At 59.8% G+C, this 13,595-nt stretch carries 13 protein-coding genes and 1 pseudogene; all 14 read right to left on the bottom strand.

Annotated elements, in window-relative coordinates:
• Positions 1-152: pseudogene (locus B3I26_RS10980) on the bottom strand (cell wall hydrolase); the annotation flags it as partial.
• Positions 153-656: a DUF1353 domain-containing protein gene (locus B3I26_RS10985; RefSeq protein WP_296257710.1), complete on the bottom strand. Its 504-nt coding sequence runs from the start codon at positions 654-656 to the stop codon at positions 153-155.
• Positions 653-1,189, bottom strand: a complete 537-nt coding sequence (locus tag B3I26_RS10990; RefSeq protein WP_296257711.1) for a DUF4376 domain-containing protein — start codon at positions 1,187-1,189, stop codon at positions 653-655. Before B3I26_RS10990 ends, B3I26_RS10985 begins: the two co-directional genes overlap by 4 nt.
• Positions 1,186-2,931, bottom strand: a complete 1,746-nt coding sequence (locus B3I26_RS10995) for a WD40/YVTN/BNR-like repeat-containing protein (protein ID WP_296257712.1) — start codon at positions 2,929-2,931, stop codon at positions 1,186-1,188. Before B3I26_RS10995 ends, B3I26_RS10990 begins: the two co-directional genes overlap by 4 nt.
• On the bottom strand, positions 2,931-3,851 hold the full coding sequence (locus B3I26_RS11000; RefSeq protein ID WP_296257713.1) for a carbohydrate-binding protein: 921 nt from the start codon (positions 3,849-3,851) through the stop codon (positions 2,931-2,933). Before B3I26_RS11000 ends, B3I26_RS10995 begins: the two co-directional genes overlap by 1 nt.
• Positions 3,848-10,171, bottom strand: a complete 6,324-nt coding sequence (locus tag B3I26_RS11005; RefSeq protein ID WP_296257714.1) for a tape measure protein — start codon at positions 10,169-10,171, stop codon at positions 3,848-3,850. Before B3I26_RS11005 ends, B3I26_RS11000 begins: the two co-directional genes overlap by 4 nt.
• 353 nt (positions 10,172-10,524) lie before the next feature.
• Positions 10,525-10,887 carry a GTA-gp10 family protein gene (locus B3I26_RS11010; protein ID WP_296257715.1) on the bottom strand — a complete coding sequence of 121 codons (363 nt, stop codon included), beginning with the start codon at positions 10,885-10,887 and terminating at the stop codon, positions 10,525-10,527.
• 80 nt (positions 10,888-10,967) lie between these two features.
• Positions 10,968-11,450: a phage tail tube protein gene (locus tag B3I26_RS11015; protein WP_296257716.1), complete on the bottom strand. Its 483-nt coding sequence runs from the start codon at positions 11,448-11,450 to the stop codon at positions 10,968-10,970.
• 79 nt (positions 11,451-11,529) lie between these two features.
• Positions 11,530-11,916 (bottom strand): DUF3168 domain-containing protein, encoded by a 387-nt coding sequence (locus B3I26_RS11020; protein ID WP_296257717.1) that lies wholly within the window; start codon positions 11,914-11,916, stop codon positions 11,530-11,532.
• On the bottom strand, positions 11,913-12,338 hold the full coding sequence (locus B3I26_RS11025) for an HK97-gp10 family putative phage morphogenesis protein (RefSeq protein ID WP_296257718.1): 426 nt from the start codon (positions 12,336-12,338) through the stop codon (positions 11,913-11,915). Before B3I26_RS11025 ends, B3I26_RS11020 begins: the two co-directional genes overlap by 4 nt.
• 2 nt (positions 12,339-12,340) lie before the next feature.
• The gene (locus B3I26_RS11030) at positions 12,341-12,535 is read right to left on the bottom strand and encodes a hypothetical protein (protein WP_296257719.1); all 195 of its coding nucleotides are present in this window, start codon (positions 12,533-12,535) and stop codon (positions 12,341-12,343) included.
• A complete protein-coding gene (locus tag B3I26_RS11035) occupies positions 12,532-12,864 on the bottom strand; it encodes a phage head closure protein (protein WP_296257720.1) in 333 nt (110 codons plus the stop codon). Before B3I26_RS11035 ends, B3I26_RS11030 begins: the two co-directional genes overlap by 4 nt.
• Complete coding sequence (locus B3I26_RS11040) at positions 12,865-13,206, bottom strand: head-tail connector protein (protein ID WP_296257721.1); 342 nt, start codon at positions 13,204-13,206, stop codon at positions 12,865-12,867. It abuts the gene before it with no gap.
• A 1-nt stretch (position 13,207) separates the two neighbouring features.
• On the bottom strand, positions 13,208-13,595 hold a 388-nt coding region (locus B3I26_RS11045; RefSeq protein ID WP_296257722.1), incomplete at its 5' end, for a hypothetical protein.

Below are 13,595 nucleotides of genomic sequence, written 5' to 3' on the forward strand. Positions count from 1 at the left end.
TAGCCCTCGCCCCACCAGGATCTATCGTTGCCGTCGTCCACCCGGTTGCGGATCGACCACGCCACGGCCACCATTCCGGCCAGCCCTTCCCCGCGCGCCTCGCCCCACAGCGTGCGCGCCAGCACATCGCGATCTTTTTCGGTAACCGTCATTCACTTTTCTCCAGGCGTAAAAAACCCCGAACGGGTCGGGGTCTTGGTGTATGAGGTGAATCCGCCGAGCCTGACGCCCAGCCAGAAAATTGCCGCTCGCCATCGCGCGGTGCCATCGCCTGTAGTGAGTGCGCGATAGAACACGGCATCGCACTCGGCGCGTGGCAGCATGCCCACGGTGTAAAGCCAGTCATGCAGGATCGCCGCACGCATGCCGTACCCGGCGAGCAGGCCGTATAACGCCAGAGTGACGATCGCCACCACCAGCAGTGCGGCCGCCAGCCAGCCCCAGGCAAACACCCATCCCACCAGCGCGCCGATGGCAGCCCACCGGCAAACCTCGCGCAGGATGCGGATCGAGGCCAAGTCGCTGTAGAAGTCAGAAGGCACCACCAGGGGACCATGAAGCGGATCGCCGAACGTAAGCGCTTCCTGCGTAGCGACATCCCAACGGCTGGTGAAGCGCACAGCAAGGTGAATATCGAACTTGCCGATCAGGATCATGACGGCCAGCCCTCCTCAATCAGATCTGCCGTGATGTTGCCGGCGGCTGCCGCCTCCAATAGAGCACCCTCCCGGTCGTAGCACGTCTGAACGTAGCGGTAAGCCTGCTGACCGATGTCGATCATCTCGGCATTACTGGTGGGCCGGCTCACGATCTGGCCGGTGGCAAGCTCAAGGCATTTCCAGACAGCGCCTTCTTCGCGGAAGCCGGCGCGCGCCGCTGACCAACTGCTGCTGATCTTTGCTTGGCTGTCGCGCTCGGTATCGATGCCGAAGCCGTTCCAGGCGAAACCGGCTATCTCGGCCTTGTAACGGCGGTCAGCAATCAAGGCCGTCCAGTCTGGCGCCGATTCGGAATCCGGATCAGGCGCATTAGCCAATTTTTCCCATCCCGCGCCGGTCCAACGCGCTATCTGGCCTCCAGTCAGTTTCGGGGGCGCAGTCGGCGTGCTGCGCAGTGGAAAGGGGCCGCCCTCTTCCACCTCTTTGCTCGCAACATAAATACCTTCCTCATTCCAGATATAAGCAATCATGCAGCCTCCTTCGCCTTAATATAGGCACCCAGGCCTTTGTAGGCGATGACGTTTGGAAGTTGGAAAAGCGTCGTATTGTCGTAAGGCGTAACTGCGTTTGATCTGGTCAACGCAGTTAATCCGGATGCCAAGACATCAGATCCCGACATCACAATTATCTCAGTATCATTACCCGATGGAAGTTTGGTCGTTACCGCCGAGATAACAGACCATGTGATTGTATTGTCCCGACTGACAAAAACTCTTCCAGTCCCTGCGGCGAAATACCAGGCTCCATTACCATCAGTTCCTCCCATCCTCGCGACGGTACCGCCACCCGTAATAGGCACAGCCTGCCAATCAGACCCAAAGTTGTAACTTTTAAGAAGCCCTGCCGAGGATCCGGACGCCACATAAAAGCTGAGTAGCCAAATCCCTTTTTTATCAGTGACTACATCATAAACATTTGTGACGTTCCCCACGGAGTTGCTGACGCTTTTCAGCGTAAAGCTTACGCCGTTGTTGACGCTTACAAACGCGCCCCCACCGCTGCCAATCATCCAGTTCCCCAGTCCATCGGTTGCAACGCCTCCGGCAGAACCCGACCCCTGATTTAGGACGACGCTCCAAGTCACACCGTTGTTATCGGACCTGATAGCAGTGGCACTGCTCGTACCTCCCACCGCCAACCACGTACCGTTTCCATCGGTAGCTATTCTTACCGGCAGTCCAGAGACTCCTGACGAAACGCGGGTCCAGGTCAAGCCGTTGTCCGTACTACGCAGGGTGAACCAAGAGAGCGAAGACAGATAGCCGATGCCGATCCAGATACCTTTACCGTCAGAAACAACGTCGTACAGGCCGGCCCCCGTAGAGCCATTCAAGGCGGCGGAGACGGTGACGGAACTCCAGGTTTTTCCGTCATCTTCACTTCGGTACAACGTGGAGGTTTGCGCGTATGGCGCTGCCATCAATACCCGGTTTTTTCCTATGTTAATCCGCTGAAACTGTACCGGGGTCGTCGCAACGGCGGCCCAGCTGTCTCCTGCTTGCGCACCTAGCAAACCCACTTTGGCAAACAGCTCTGGATAGGCCGATTGCAGGTAAAGCCCACCCGTGAGCGGCAGAAACGTGCTGTCGATTGGACCCGCTGCTTGCAGTACTTCCCCAATACGATGCCGAGGCCGCCATTGAATCGAAGTGCCGTCATCGCTCACGGTGAACACGTAACCCTTCTTGTTTGTGTAAGACGCAATGCCCACCGCGGCCCGTGCGGCGTCTGCGATGATCTGGGCTTGATCCCTGATTGCCGCAGTCTGCTCCTTTACCTGACCAGCGGCGGCGACCTGCGCTTGCCCGTTGGTGGTGGCGAGTTGAGCTTGCTCCGCTGCAAACTGAACCTGTGCCCGGCCGTTGGCTGTAGCGAGGCGTGCCTGCTCGGCAGCCAATGTCACCTGAGCCTTTGCCAGATCGACCTGCGCCTGACCGTTAGTCGTGGCGTCGGACGCAGACTTGGCCGCCGCGACCTTTGAATCGTTTGCAGCACTCGCCGCTTTTTGCGCGTCCGTCGCGCTTTGGGCGGCCTGCTGCCGGTAGTCATTTACGGCGGTGACCTGCTGGCCGATCCAGATCAGGGAAAGATTGATTTCCGGAATGGACTTTTGCTGCGCAACTACCGTCGCATCGGCCTTGATGTTGTAGGTGTCCTCATCATCAGTCAGCAAAGGTGGATCGGGCAGCAGTGTTAGTTGTGGGACAGCCATTAGTTCAGGCTCCTGACAGAAAGGTTTTGTGTGCCCATGCCATAGGTAGGAAGGCCAACGCTCAGGTCTTCGTATGTTCCGGCGATGATCGTGTAGTCGAGCTCAACAGCACCCACGTAAAGCGCTGCGGTATCGCTCAGATCATCAAGCGCGTGCAGGGCGCTGGATATCTCGTCGCCCTCCATCACGATCTGATAGTTCACGAGCCTGCGCTTGCCGTGCTTGGTCATCTTGATGCTGCCGTCAAACTCTTCTTTGACGGTGGTGTAATTCTTCCTGCCCAGAGAAGTGTCATACACCGCCGTGCCAATGACCTCGGACCAGCCGAGGATAAGCATCCCTACCTGGGCGGTACTGCCGGGCGCATTTATGATTACCCGCACGTCAGCGTTGCTCGCTGGTGGCAGGTCCAGAATCGCGACGTTGTCCCGTTTAGCGAACTTGCCGAAGAAAAACTGGTACCAACCCACCCCTTTCTTTTTCGACATAGCGAAGGTTTGGTCGTAGATCGGATCAGCCGTGCCGGGCATCGTCACCACCACGCGAACGCTGGTCGCCGCGACGCCTACCAGCCCCATGGCGTTTACACGCCTGCCGGGCCTGATCGTGAGGTCGATGCTCTCCGGGTTTGAGGTGAAGGTACCAATCCCCCAGGTATTGCCGATTTGCTTGTTGAACATCCGGTACTTGTTGACCCAGCCCACGATCATCCATACGGCCGGCGTTGCTGTATCCGTGACGGGATTACGGTTTGTGTGATCAGCCAATACCTCGTAGTTGATCCGCTCAACCGTCACCCGGTCGCCGATTTTGTACGCGGTAGCCGAGTTCCACGCCCCATAATCCATATCCGATAGCGAACTCTTCACCAGGCGCGCCGGAGTGATTTCCAGCGCCGGTACCACAATCATCTTGCTCATACAGTCGCCTTTGTCTGGACCACACCCACCACTTGAGTGCCTACTTCAGCGAGCTGGCCGGTGTTGTCGCTGGTTTTGCGCGCGTGGTCGGCGATCACGGCGAGGCCGTTGCGGATCTCATCACGGAGCGCTCTCAGCTCAGCAATGGTTGCGGCATCGGAACTGCTAACACGCGCAGCGCTCGGCGCAGAGCCGGACCGTATCGAAGGGATGGACAGCACTGGCCCGCCCGCGGCGAATGCAGGAATGCGCCCCGCGTTCATCTGATCGAGCAGCCCGGTACCGAACATCCGCACCGACTGCGCCGTCATCACGTACTCGCCGTTTGAGAGGCGCGCTACGATGCTGTCGCTGGTGCCGTTGCCTGGGCCGCTGATGTAGCCGCCAGTCGCATATCCAGCCTTGACGGCCTGGTTGTTTTCCTTGGCCGCGTTGGCAATCGCCTGAGCGAGTTGGTCCAAACGGAGGTGGCCGTTGGCGAGCTCGCCCAACCAGTAGTTTTTGCCGGCCGAGTCAGCGCCGCTAAGCCCGAGGACGTCCTTGTAGACCGAATCGATCAAGGTGCCGTTGGTAGCCGCAGAATTTGTTGCGCCCTTGCCGCCCATGCCAGCCAGCGACGCCACCACGGCCGCGTTCATGGCGTTCACAGCGTCCGTCACGCTCAGCACTGTGTTGTCCAGGCCGTTAAGGGCGTCCAGTTGCTGCTGCGCGAAGTTCAGCTGATCATCCAGGCGGGTCAGCTGATCTTGCAGCGTCTTGACCGTCTGCTCCGCGCTGGTCAGTTGCTTGCCATTCAGCTTGTTGAGTTCGGCCACGACGTTGGCCGTACGGCCTTGGTCGCGGTTGAAGTCCTCAAGTGATGAATACAGGTCGGTGTTGTTGTCGCTCACCGTATCCAGCGCATCGGTCAGCCCTTCATAGCCAGCCAGCGACCCGCCCGCACGAGCGATCGCCAGCGCGCTCTGAAGCGTGGCCTGGGCCTGGGAGCGAAGCGTTTTTACAGCTGCATCGGAGTCGCCACGTAAACTTTTCAGCGCTGCACTCAGGCCGCTGCTGATCCCGGTCAAATCACTGACACGTGTGTTGGCCGTGGCCAACATGTCATTGATCGACGCCTTTTGCGCGTTGATGGAGCGTTGCACAGCGCTAAACCCATCAGTTGCACCCTGAGTGAGTGCCGCCTGGAGGATCTTGTAAGCGGCGTCAGCGTCAGTGGCCAGCCCCATTAACGCATCCGCTGTCGCCTTGCCTGCAACTGTTCCCAGCTGCGCGGCGTAGACCATCTGCATGAACGCTTCGCGCGTGGCGGGTAGCTCCACTCCTAACGCCTTGAATTCATCCCGGACACCGGCAAGCTTGTCCGCAGACTTCTGCGCGTCAGAAGTGAACAGGTCGTAGTAATTGGCGCTTACCGCTGCTGCGGCATCGGCGGCTGCCTGCGCCGCCGCCTGTGCCGCTGTCGAGCGTTGCTCAAGGATGGTGTAAGCCGAGGCAGCGTTAGCAGCCAGAGACGTCAGCGTGACGAACATCTGCTGGCCCGCTTCCGTGGTGCGGTCGAGACCATCAACCGTGTCGCGGAAAGCCTGCCGTGTGTCCGGGAAGTCAATGTTGAGCCCGGCGAATTGCTTGTTGACGGCAGCCAGGACGTTGTCGGCTTTCTCGATGTCGGTGTAGAAGTTGTCGTAGTAGGTCGAGGCTGCGGCTTGCAGATTTGCCAGGCCACCGGCCATGGCCGAAAGCGATTCGGCCAACTTGCCGCCCGACACTGACGAGTCGTAGAGGGACATGTTCAGCGTGGTGAAAACGTCGTTCACGCCGTACAGGTTGTTCACGAACGCCGTAAGAGCCTCGAAGTTGTAGCCGTCCAGGCCGGTGCCCGTCGCGGTGTTGATTGCCGACGTCACAGAGTCAGCAACACCGGCAAACCACTTGGTGATCTCGGCCTGGATCTCGTCAGCAGTTTTGCCCTTGGTGCTGATCTGGGTGGCAGAGACGTTCAGGCCGTCGAGCACACCGTCGTTCAGTGTGACATTCAGCTTGTCGAACAGGTCGAACACCGCGCCCGTAGTGGCCGCGTAGCTGTCGTCCAGCGCCGCCTGAGTGTCAGAGTCGAGCGCCGAGTAGCGCGTGCGTTTCTTGTTGCTGCCGAACAGCCCGCCCTTTTTCTTCTGGTACTCAAACTGGGCGGCAGAGAGGTCCCCACCGGTAACGCCCAGCGACAAACCCTGATCCTTGGTCTGCCAGCTACCGCCGAAGATCGAACCACCCAGAAACCCACCCAGCGCAGAGCCAAGCACACCGCCCACCACCGTGCCCAGCGGGCCAACGAGAGAGCCCAGAGCGGAACCGGCGTAATAACCACCCACCGATCCGGCAGCGCCGGTCGCAGCGCCTTTCACCCCGGACTGGCCGTAGCCGTAGAGTGCACCGCCCACCCCCGCCAGCGTGCCGCCCAAGGCAGTCGCGCCGCCGGCCGCAGTGCTGATCAAGTTTCCGGAGCTATCCAGCATCACGCCGGCACCACCTTGCACACCAGAGCTGAACAGCCCACCGATTGCGTTGCTCAGGTAACCGCTGCCGCCGCTGATCGCGCCCTGAACGCCACCAAGGAAGCCTTGGCCGGCACTCCAACCGGCGGCCACAGCGCTGCCAAACGCTGAACTGCCGACGCTGAATGCGGTGCTGCCGGCATTCCACAGGCTTGCAAGGTCGAGACCGCCGGAGCCGCCGGCCGACCCGAACAGCCCGGAAGACTGCGCGGCGGCCGTGCCCACGCCCAGCGAGGCGCCGATTTGCACGATGATCGGCTTGGTGATCGCCATGTGCAGCATTTCCGCCAGGAACTGCCGGAAGCTGTCTTTGAGCGTGTCCATGAAGTTGCCGGACTTGCTCAGAATCGACTTCCACATGTCCGCAAAAGCGCCATCGATACGGTCTACCGCACCTTCGGTGAACTGGCCCCACGCGGTGGCCGCGCGCTGGTTTTGCTCGTACTCAACGCTCAGGCGGGCAATGGCATCTCGGTAGGCATCTGCATGATCCTTATCCAGATCCATCGCCTTGTTGAGCGCTTCCAGCTCTCGGGTGTAGTCGCGCAGCAGTTTGGTCTGCGGGTATAAGCGATCAACGATGCTGTTTGCTTCGTTGGCTTGCTCGAGGGCCTTGTTGTTATCCAGCTGAGCTTTGGTAGCCGCTACCAGTTGGTCATATTCTTTCGATCCGACGGCAATTTTCTTGCCGATCAACTCGGCCTGGACGGATTTGGTGACATTGAAAGCATCAACTGCAGCTTGGCCCTGCAGTGTGGCAACAGCCTCTTTTTTAAGGTTATCGATCTCCACTCCCATTTCGGCAGCACGCTTCATGACATCTTCGCGATCCTTCGCATCATGCATGGCGTTAACGGCAGCGGCGACCTGGTCATAGGCTTTCGAACCGGTTTTCAGAACCTCTGTTTCAATCTCCTGCTTGATGGTCAGATCACGGACGTTATCCGCCCCAGCCAGATAAGCATCGGCGATATCGTTCGAAGCCTTGGTCGCGATGCCAGATTTGGCCAGCAGATCCTCGAGAGCCTTTTTCTGTGCAGCCAAAGCCTGTGCGGCCTTGCTCGCAGCCTTGTCGACTCGCTTGTTCGCCTCTGTCGTGGCGTCCAATTGAGCGACGGCGGCATCCGCACGCTGGTCGGGCGTAGCCTTTGGCTTGGCCGGCACAACCGGCGCGGTTCCGCCGTTGGTCAGCAGGCTGTAACCCGTGAGGTTTTTCTGCGGCTGATTGGCCCCAAGTGCAACACGCGTCGCAGACACTACTGCAAAGTTCGCCGCCTGCTCTATCGCTGTGATTTGGCGTTTCGAGCTGCTTTCTGCTGCAGTGGCGGTGTCGTCAAATGCCTTTTTCTGAGCAGCTGCAGCCGCGTTCTGAGCGTCTTCAGCGGTATACAGGGCTACGAGCTGCGCCCTGAGACGAACCTTTTCCGCTTCTGCGCTTTGCTTGATAGCCTCCTGATATTTCTTCAGGGTGTCGGTCTGATCAGCAATGATCTTTGCCTGGGCCGCCTGTGCAGGAGTGGCGCCCATTTTTGCGGCGGTGTACGCAGCCTCGGCTGCAGCATTGGCACCCAGCAGATCGCGGGTCTTGGTCAATTGCTCAATGTACTTATCCCAAGCGACCTTGCTCGCGTCGGTCTGCCCGGAGTTTTGCTGCGCGACAGTTAGCTTATCGGTGTTAGTCGCGGCACCAGCGGCTGCCACACCGACAGCCCTGATCTTGTCTCCTGCGACTGCTGCCTCTTTCGTGCTCCCCGAGTATGCAGACGACAACTCGGTAAGACGCGCAATCTGCACGGGCAAAATGCTAGTGTTTTCCTTGGCCCAAGCGGTCACGCTATCCAAGGAACGCTTACCGTCTTTCACCTCAGCAATCATCTGCTGAAACTGCTGCTGATATTCCGAGCTGCCTTTGTTGACAGCACTCAGGCTCTGAATCGCCCTCACCGAATAATCATTCAGCGCGGATGCAGCAGCCTCCAGAGCCGTTTTTTGGTCTTTTTCCCAGTTGAGAATTTGAAAACGCTGCTGCTCGGCGCTCAACTCCTTGTACTTTTGAGTCGCTTGGTCCACTGACAAACCGTGATCGAGCAGCGCCTTGCTGGCTTTCTCCGTGCTGCTGCCGAAATCGATAAACGAAGCAGCGACAAGTGCGACAGTGGCGATCATGCCTACAGGGCCGGTCAGCAGGGCAAGCAGTCCGCCGCCTGCCGCCGACAGCCCGGCAATACCCCTTGACGCAACCGATGCGGCGGCAGCGGTTTTCTCAGAGGCCGCGACCGCTTCGTTTACGGCAAGGGTAGTTTCACCGTACGCACCCGCTGCCGCCGCCCTGCGCTGGTACGCTGCTTGGATCTGCGCGGAAGTGGCGACCGAGGTCTCGGCCAGCGCTGTTTCTGCCGCTCTCACCTGGTTGGTAATAGCGATTTCAGACTGGCGCAGCTCGACAATACGGGCAATGGATTGCGCACGCCCAGTATCAGTAATCTGAGCACGCAGGCGCTGTTCTTCCAGACCTCGCTCGGCCACCAGTGCAGTCTGGACGGCCTGCAGGTTAGCCACCTCGGACGCCTGGCGGATGCGATCGGCTGCGACCTTTTGCTCGGCCGTTGCCAGTTCGACGTTGGCACGCTCGAGCATGGCCTTGGCATCGGCCTGGCGCGATTGGGCGGTCAGAAGAGTTTGAGCGGCAGACGCAGCATCGGCGCGCACGGCTCTGTCTGCTGCGATCGTCGATTGCGTCAGCGCGGCGGCTTGCTTGATAGCGGCGGCCGTAGAGGCGAGGAAGGCAACTAGCGATTGCTCAGCGGCCAGCACCAGACGTGCGCCGATCACGATGGCGAGCTTTTCGGCAACACTCGTCACTCGATCCACAGTATCTGCAAGCGACGCCCCGTCAGCCGATACCGCGTCCAAGCTCTTCGAGACCGAGGTCAACACACCCGAAAGCTTCTGGCTCACACCCGAAGTCTGGTCCAGCTTGCCAATGAGATTGGTCGCCGAGTTGTCCAGCTTCGTCATGCCCTGGCTGACGGTGCTCTGCATCTTGCCGAACAGCTCATTCACGGCACCGGCCTGGGCCTGGAGCGCTTTCACAACCGAATCCGCAGTCAGCTTGCCGGCAGCGCCCAGCGAGCGCAAAGCGCCCACGGAAACGCCCATGCCCTTCGCAATTGCCTGAGCCAGCGCGGGAGCCTGCTCCAACACTGAGTTCAGCTCTTCCCCGCGCAGCGTGCCCGACGCGAAGGCCTGGCCAAGCTGGATTAGGGCGGCGTTGGCAGACTCGGTCGACGCGCCACTGATGACCATGGTTTTACTGATCGTCTCGACGATACCGGCCACGCCCCGGCCGGTCAGCTTCAGCTCCTTCTGATTGGTGGCAATCCGCTGATACAGCTCGGCAGTAGCTGTCAGAGGCTGACCTGAGCGCTGAGCGATATCGAACACGGCATTCTGCGCCGCAGTGAATTCAGCCGCGCCCGTGGTGACCAGCTTCAGCCGGTTTGCGATCGTTGTGTAGGCTTCGGCATGCTTCAGCAGCTCGGTGATACCAGCGGTACCGACCACACCAGCAAGCGCTCCTTTGAGAATGCCGGCGGCGGCCTGGGCGCTCGCGCCAGCCCGGTCGAAGGCACTGTCTACGCGGCCAAGCTGCGAATCGATTCGCCCGGCCACTTGGGCAACCGTAGTGTCAGCCTTGGCCATTTCTTGGCGAAGCTGCGCTGTGGTTGCCTCAAGCCGGATGAGCATCCCGCGAACTTCTTGACCTGCCATTCACTTTTCTCCGGGCGAAAAAAAACCCGCACCTAGCGGGGCTACTTAAAAATAAAACATTGCCATCGAAGACCGAGGATCAGGGTATGTGGGACAAGCTCACATTCCCCGAATCTGAGCTTTGATTCGCTTCCGCTTTTCCTCTGGCGTTTCATCTGCGGGGGGCGCTTGCGGCCCGGACTGTGATCCTGGTCCACCGAAAGGGTTGGTGTTGCGCAAAAACTCAACCTTACAGTCCCATGCCATCAGGATTTCGGGGACTGCTGCAGACCAGGCGACGTCCGGGGTCCAGCCTAGGCAACCGGTTGCTATGCCAAAAAGCTCATCGACATAGCTACCGTTACCCGCCCGTCTTACTTTTTTGCCTTGTCGGCAGCCGCTTCGGCTTCGGCCAACTGGTCAGCGGTTTTTGCGGCCGGGTTCAGCAGCGCGCTCAGGTACTCGATCAGCGTAGGCGTGACACTGATGATGCCCGCCTGGTAAATGGCTTCTTCCAGTTCTTCCTGAGCTGATGGCTTAAGTGCCAGGCCCGCGCCAGCAACGACGACCTGAAGGATTGCCGACAGGTTAAAACGTTGCACTTCCTGCATCGCAGGGAGAATGCCGCCCAGTGCGCGCTCGATTTTTTTCACAGCCTTGAGATTGAACGCGAGGGTGTAGGACTCATCGCCGATGAAGAGCTCAACGGTGCCGTGGTCAGTCTTGGAAATGGACATTGATCAGTATTCCTAATGGGAAGAAATTTGGAACAAGCGCCGCGCGTACGGCGCCTGGGTATTGCGGCGATCTTGCGGCTCTAGGCGGTTGCCGACGCTTCCTGCTCGTAAATCGCGGAGTTGATCGCGATCGAGACGGTTGTCTTGCGAATCGCTTCGGCAGTGCCGATCTGTTTGCGGAAGGTCAGCACCTGGCCGGTGTAGAAATCGGCCTCGCCATCGCCGTAGTCGATTTGAACGGCGTAGTTGTCATCGCTACGCTGGGCCGCCTTGACGGCTTTCTGGCCGGCGTCGGTCGGGTCGGAACCGAGGGTGATTTGCTGGGTGCCGGCGTCGAAGGTGCCTTTCACCTTGCGCTTGCGGCGGTTGGCCAGCGCGGTGAAATCAGAGGTGCTGGCCTCGTCGCCAATCTCGCCGGCGTCCTCGACTTCGCCGACTTCGACATAGGTCAGCGCCTTCAGGGCGGTCAGGGCAGCAGCACGGCCAGCGTCGTCTTCGCCATAGGTGGTGTTGTGGGCCGGGCCGATCAGAAATCGAATACCGGCGGAAGTGGTGATTGACATGGATGCCCTCCAGAGAGCGAGTGGTTTTTAAGCAATAAAAAACCCGCTCGATGGCGGGTGCTGGTGTTGCTCAGGGGTGTCAGTGTTGGGTGATGATGCGAAGGGTCACCGACCCCATGTAAGTTTTGCCGTCAGGCTCTCGGTTCGTCTCCGTGCGCACTACGCGAACCGATACGGCCGTGCCGGTGCTCAACGGCAGTGCCACCTCGTCCAGCGCATCGGCGATCTGGCCATTGATGCGTTTCACCTCGGCTTGCCCCTGATAATTCGACCAGACCGACAAGTAAAACAGGCGATTCTCACGCTTCTTGCCGCTGATCGGCGTGGTGTTGTCGGTCACCTCGTAGTCGAGGGTCACGTAGGGATACGGGGTTCCCTCCGGGACGGCGTCGAAAACGGGCGCAGTGAGAGAAGCCGATAGCCGTTCGAACAGCGCTTTTTGTAGCGCCAACCCCGGGTCACTCATGCACCCTCCGCTGCCTTTCGCAGTGTCGATTCAATTGCTCGGCTGATGATGATCACGATCTGGTCCCGGTTCATGTCGTAGGACGGTCTGAGCCAGGGATGCGCGGGCCGGGCAGCTACGGTGTGATCGCCTCTCACGTACTGCTTCGTGCCGTACTCAAGGAACCTCCCGTAGAAGAAGTGCCGGTTGTCCTTTTTGCCCCTGATACCGACCTGCGCGTCCAGGCCGCTTTTCGAGACAAAGGCCTCAAGCGCCTCCTCGATCTCGCCAGTGTCCCGCGGAATCAGCCGTTGCTGCGTGGCCAGCACCAAGTCAGCTGCTTCAACCATCGCCGGACGCAGGTCGCTTTCCATTTCGTTTCCAATCCGACGCAGAAGCCCGCGCAGCTTGAAATTCCCCTGGATACTTGAGCGCCGGGACATGATCAGGCTTTCCCTTTCCCGCGTTTTGGCGGCTTCGGCAGTGCTACATCGTCGGCCGGGGCTGGGTCAGCATCAGAACGCTCGACTAGGCCGCGTGCAACCAGGGCATCTGCCTCAGCTGCATTGACCGTAAATTCTGCGCCAGGGTTTTTCCAACCCTGCGCGGTGGACAGACGGGCCAGTGCTTTTACTTTCATGATTCACCTCGTGGACGAGTATCGTTTGAGCACAGCAGCCGGAGCATGGAGCGCTCGTTATCAGGAAGTGCAGCTTCAATCAGGTAGGTGAGCCCGGAATTGATTAGACGAACGCCTGCAACCAGATCTGAGGCAGGCCTGACGCGAATCTCGGCAGTCACAACCGCCGTGACCTGTTCAGCAACGACAGACGCCCGTCCCGTAGGAATGGTGATCTCGGCCCAGATACTGCGAACCTCCGTCCACCCTTCCTGATAGCCACCCATCCCGTCTGCCACACGCGTCTGTTTGTGCACAGCACAACGGTGGCGCAAGGGGCCGGCACGCATTCACACCCCCCAACCAATGCGATAGGGCATCAGCAGTGCGCGCGAGCCCATAGGAAGTTCGCTGATGCTAGTGCCCACAACCACGTCTTCGCGGTTTGCGTACAAGCTGCCCAAAATAAGCAGGCACGCGGCCCGAATGGATGGATTGATCAGCACCGGATCGGCGCCGGCCGTGCCATCCAGTACCGCGCTGTCCAGCGATTGCGCGTCGCCGTAAAAGCGCCGGTTCATGAACTGCGCCGCGCTGTCCTCGGCGGCCGCCAGCAGCAGCTCGACGTGTTCGCGGTCATCGTCCTCTGCGCGCACGTGCTGCATGGCCTGGTCGATGGGAATGGCGTTCATGTCAGGCCTTTGGCTTCTTGTCGGTAGCCAGGCCGGCAGCGATCAGCGAAACCGCATCATGCTTCGGCGACTTGTAACCCGCCCCACCAGCACGGCGCACTTCTTTGCCGTCCAGGTAACTGCGCAACGGGTAAATAGTGATTTCGCCTTGGTCAGCGCTATCGTCATCGGCTTGCACCTGATCGGCGGTGCCCGGTGTGGCCACGACGTTGTTCGCAGTATCGGCGGATTGCACCGCGCCGGTCTGAGTCCCTGCTGCGACGTTACTATCCGCTACCACGGCAGCGCCTGCCGTATTTGAGGCGGGTGCCGTGGCCGGCGGGGTAGCTGCAGCGGCTTCAGCCGCCGCCGTAGCAGGCGCCTTGGGCGTATCGCTTGAGCTTGTACGA

Origin of the sequence: Pseudomonas sp. UBA5706, from assembly GCF_002419965.1 — a bacterium.
Classification (GTDB): domain Bacteria; phylum Pseudomonadota; class Gammaproteobacteria; order Pseudomonadales; family Pseudomonadaceae; genus Aquipseudomonas.

What these genes read in the sequence shown, in the direction of transcription:
- B3I26_RS10985 (WP_296257710.1), bottom strand. Translation starts at nt 656, where the DNA reads ATGATCCTGATCGGCAAGTTCGATATTCACCTTGCTGTGCGCTTCACC.
- B3I26_RS10990 (WP_296257711.1), bottom strand. Translation starts at nt 1,189, where the DNA reads ATGATTGCTTATATCTGGAATGAGGAAGGTATTTATGTTGCGAGCAAA.
- B3I26_RS10995 (WP_296257712.1), bottom strand. Translation starts at nt 2,931, where the DNA reads ATGGCTGTCCCACAACTAACACTGCTGCCCGATCCACCTTTGCTGACT.
- B3I26_RS11000 (WP_296257713.1), bottom strand. Translation starts at nt 3,851, where the DNA reads ATGAGCAAGATGATTGTGGTACCGGCGCTGGAAATCACTCCGGCGCGC.
- B3I26_RS11005 (WP_296257714.1), bottom strand. Translation starts at nt 10,171, where the DNA reads ATGGCAGGTCAAGAAGTTCGCGGGATGCTCATCCGGCTTGAGGCAACC.
- B3I26_RS11010 (WP_296257715.1), bottom strand. Translation starts at nt 10,887, where the DNA reads ATGTCCATTTCCAAGACTGACCACGGCACCGTTGAGCTCTTCATCGGC.
- B3I26_RS11015 (WP_296257716.1), bottom strand. Translation starts at nt 11,450, where the DNA reads ATGTCAATCACCACTTCCGCCGGTATTCGATTTCTGATCGGCCCGGCC.
- B3I26_RS11020 (WP_296257717.1), bottom strand. Translation starts at nt 11,916, where the DNA reads ATGAGTGACCCGGGGTTGGCGCTACAAAAAGCGCTGTTCGAACGGCTA.
- B3I26_RS11025 (WP_296257718.1), bottom strand. Translation starts at nt 12,338, where the DNA reads ATGTCCCGGCGCTCAAGTATCCAGGGGAATTTCAAGCTGCGCGGGCTT.
- B3I26_RS11030 (WP_296257719.1), bottom strand. Translation starts at nt 12,535, where the DNA reads ATGAAAGTAAAAGCACTGGCCCGTCTGTCCACCGCGCAGGGTTGGAAA.
- B3I26_RS11035 (WP_296257720.1), bottom strand. Translation starts at nt 12,864, where the DNA reads ATGCGTGCCGGCCCCTTGCGCCACCGTTGTGCTGTGCACAAACAGACG.
- B3I26_RS11040 (WP_296257721.1), bottom strand. Translation starts at nt 13,206, where the DNA reads ATGAACGCCATTCCCATCGACCAGGCCATGCAGCACGTGCGCGCAGAG.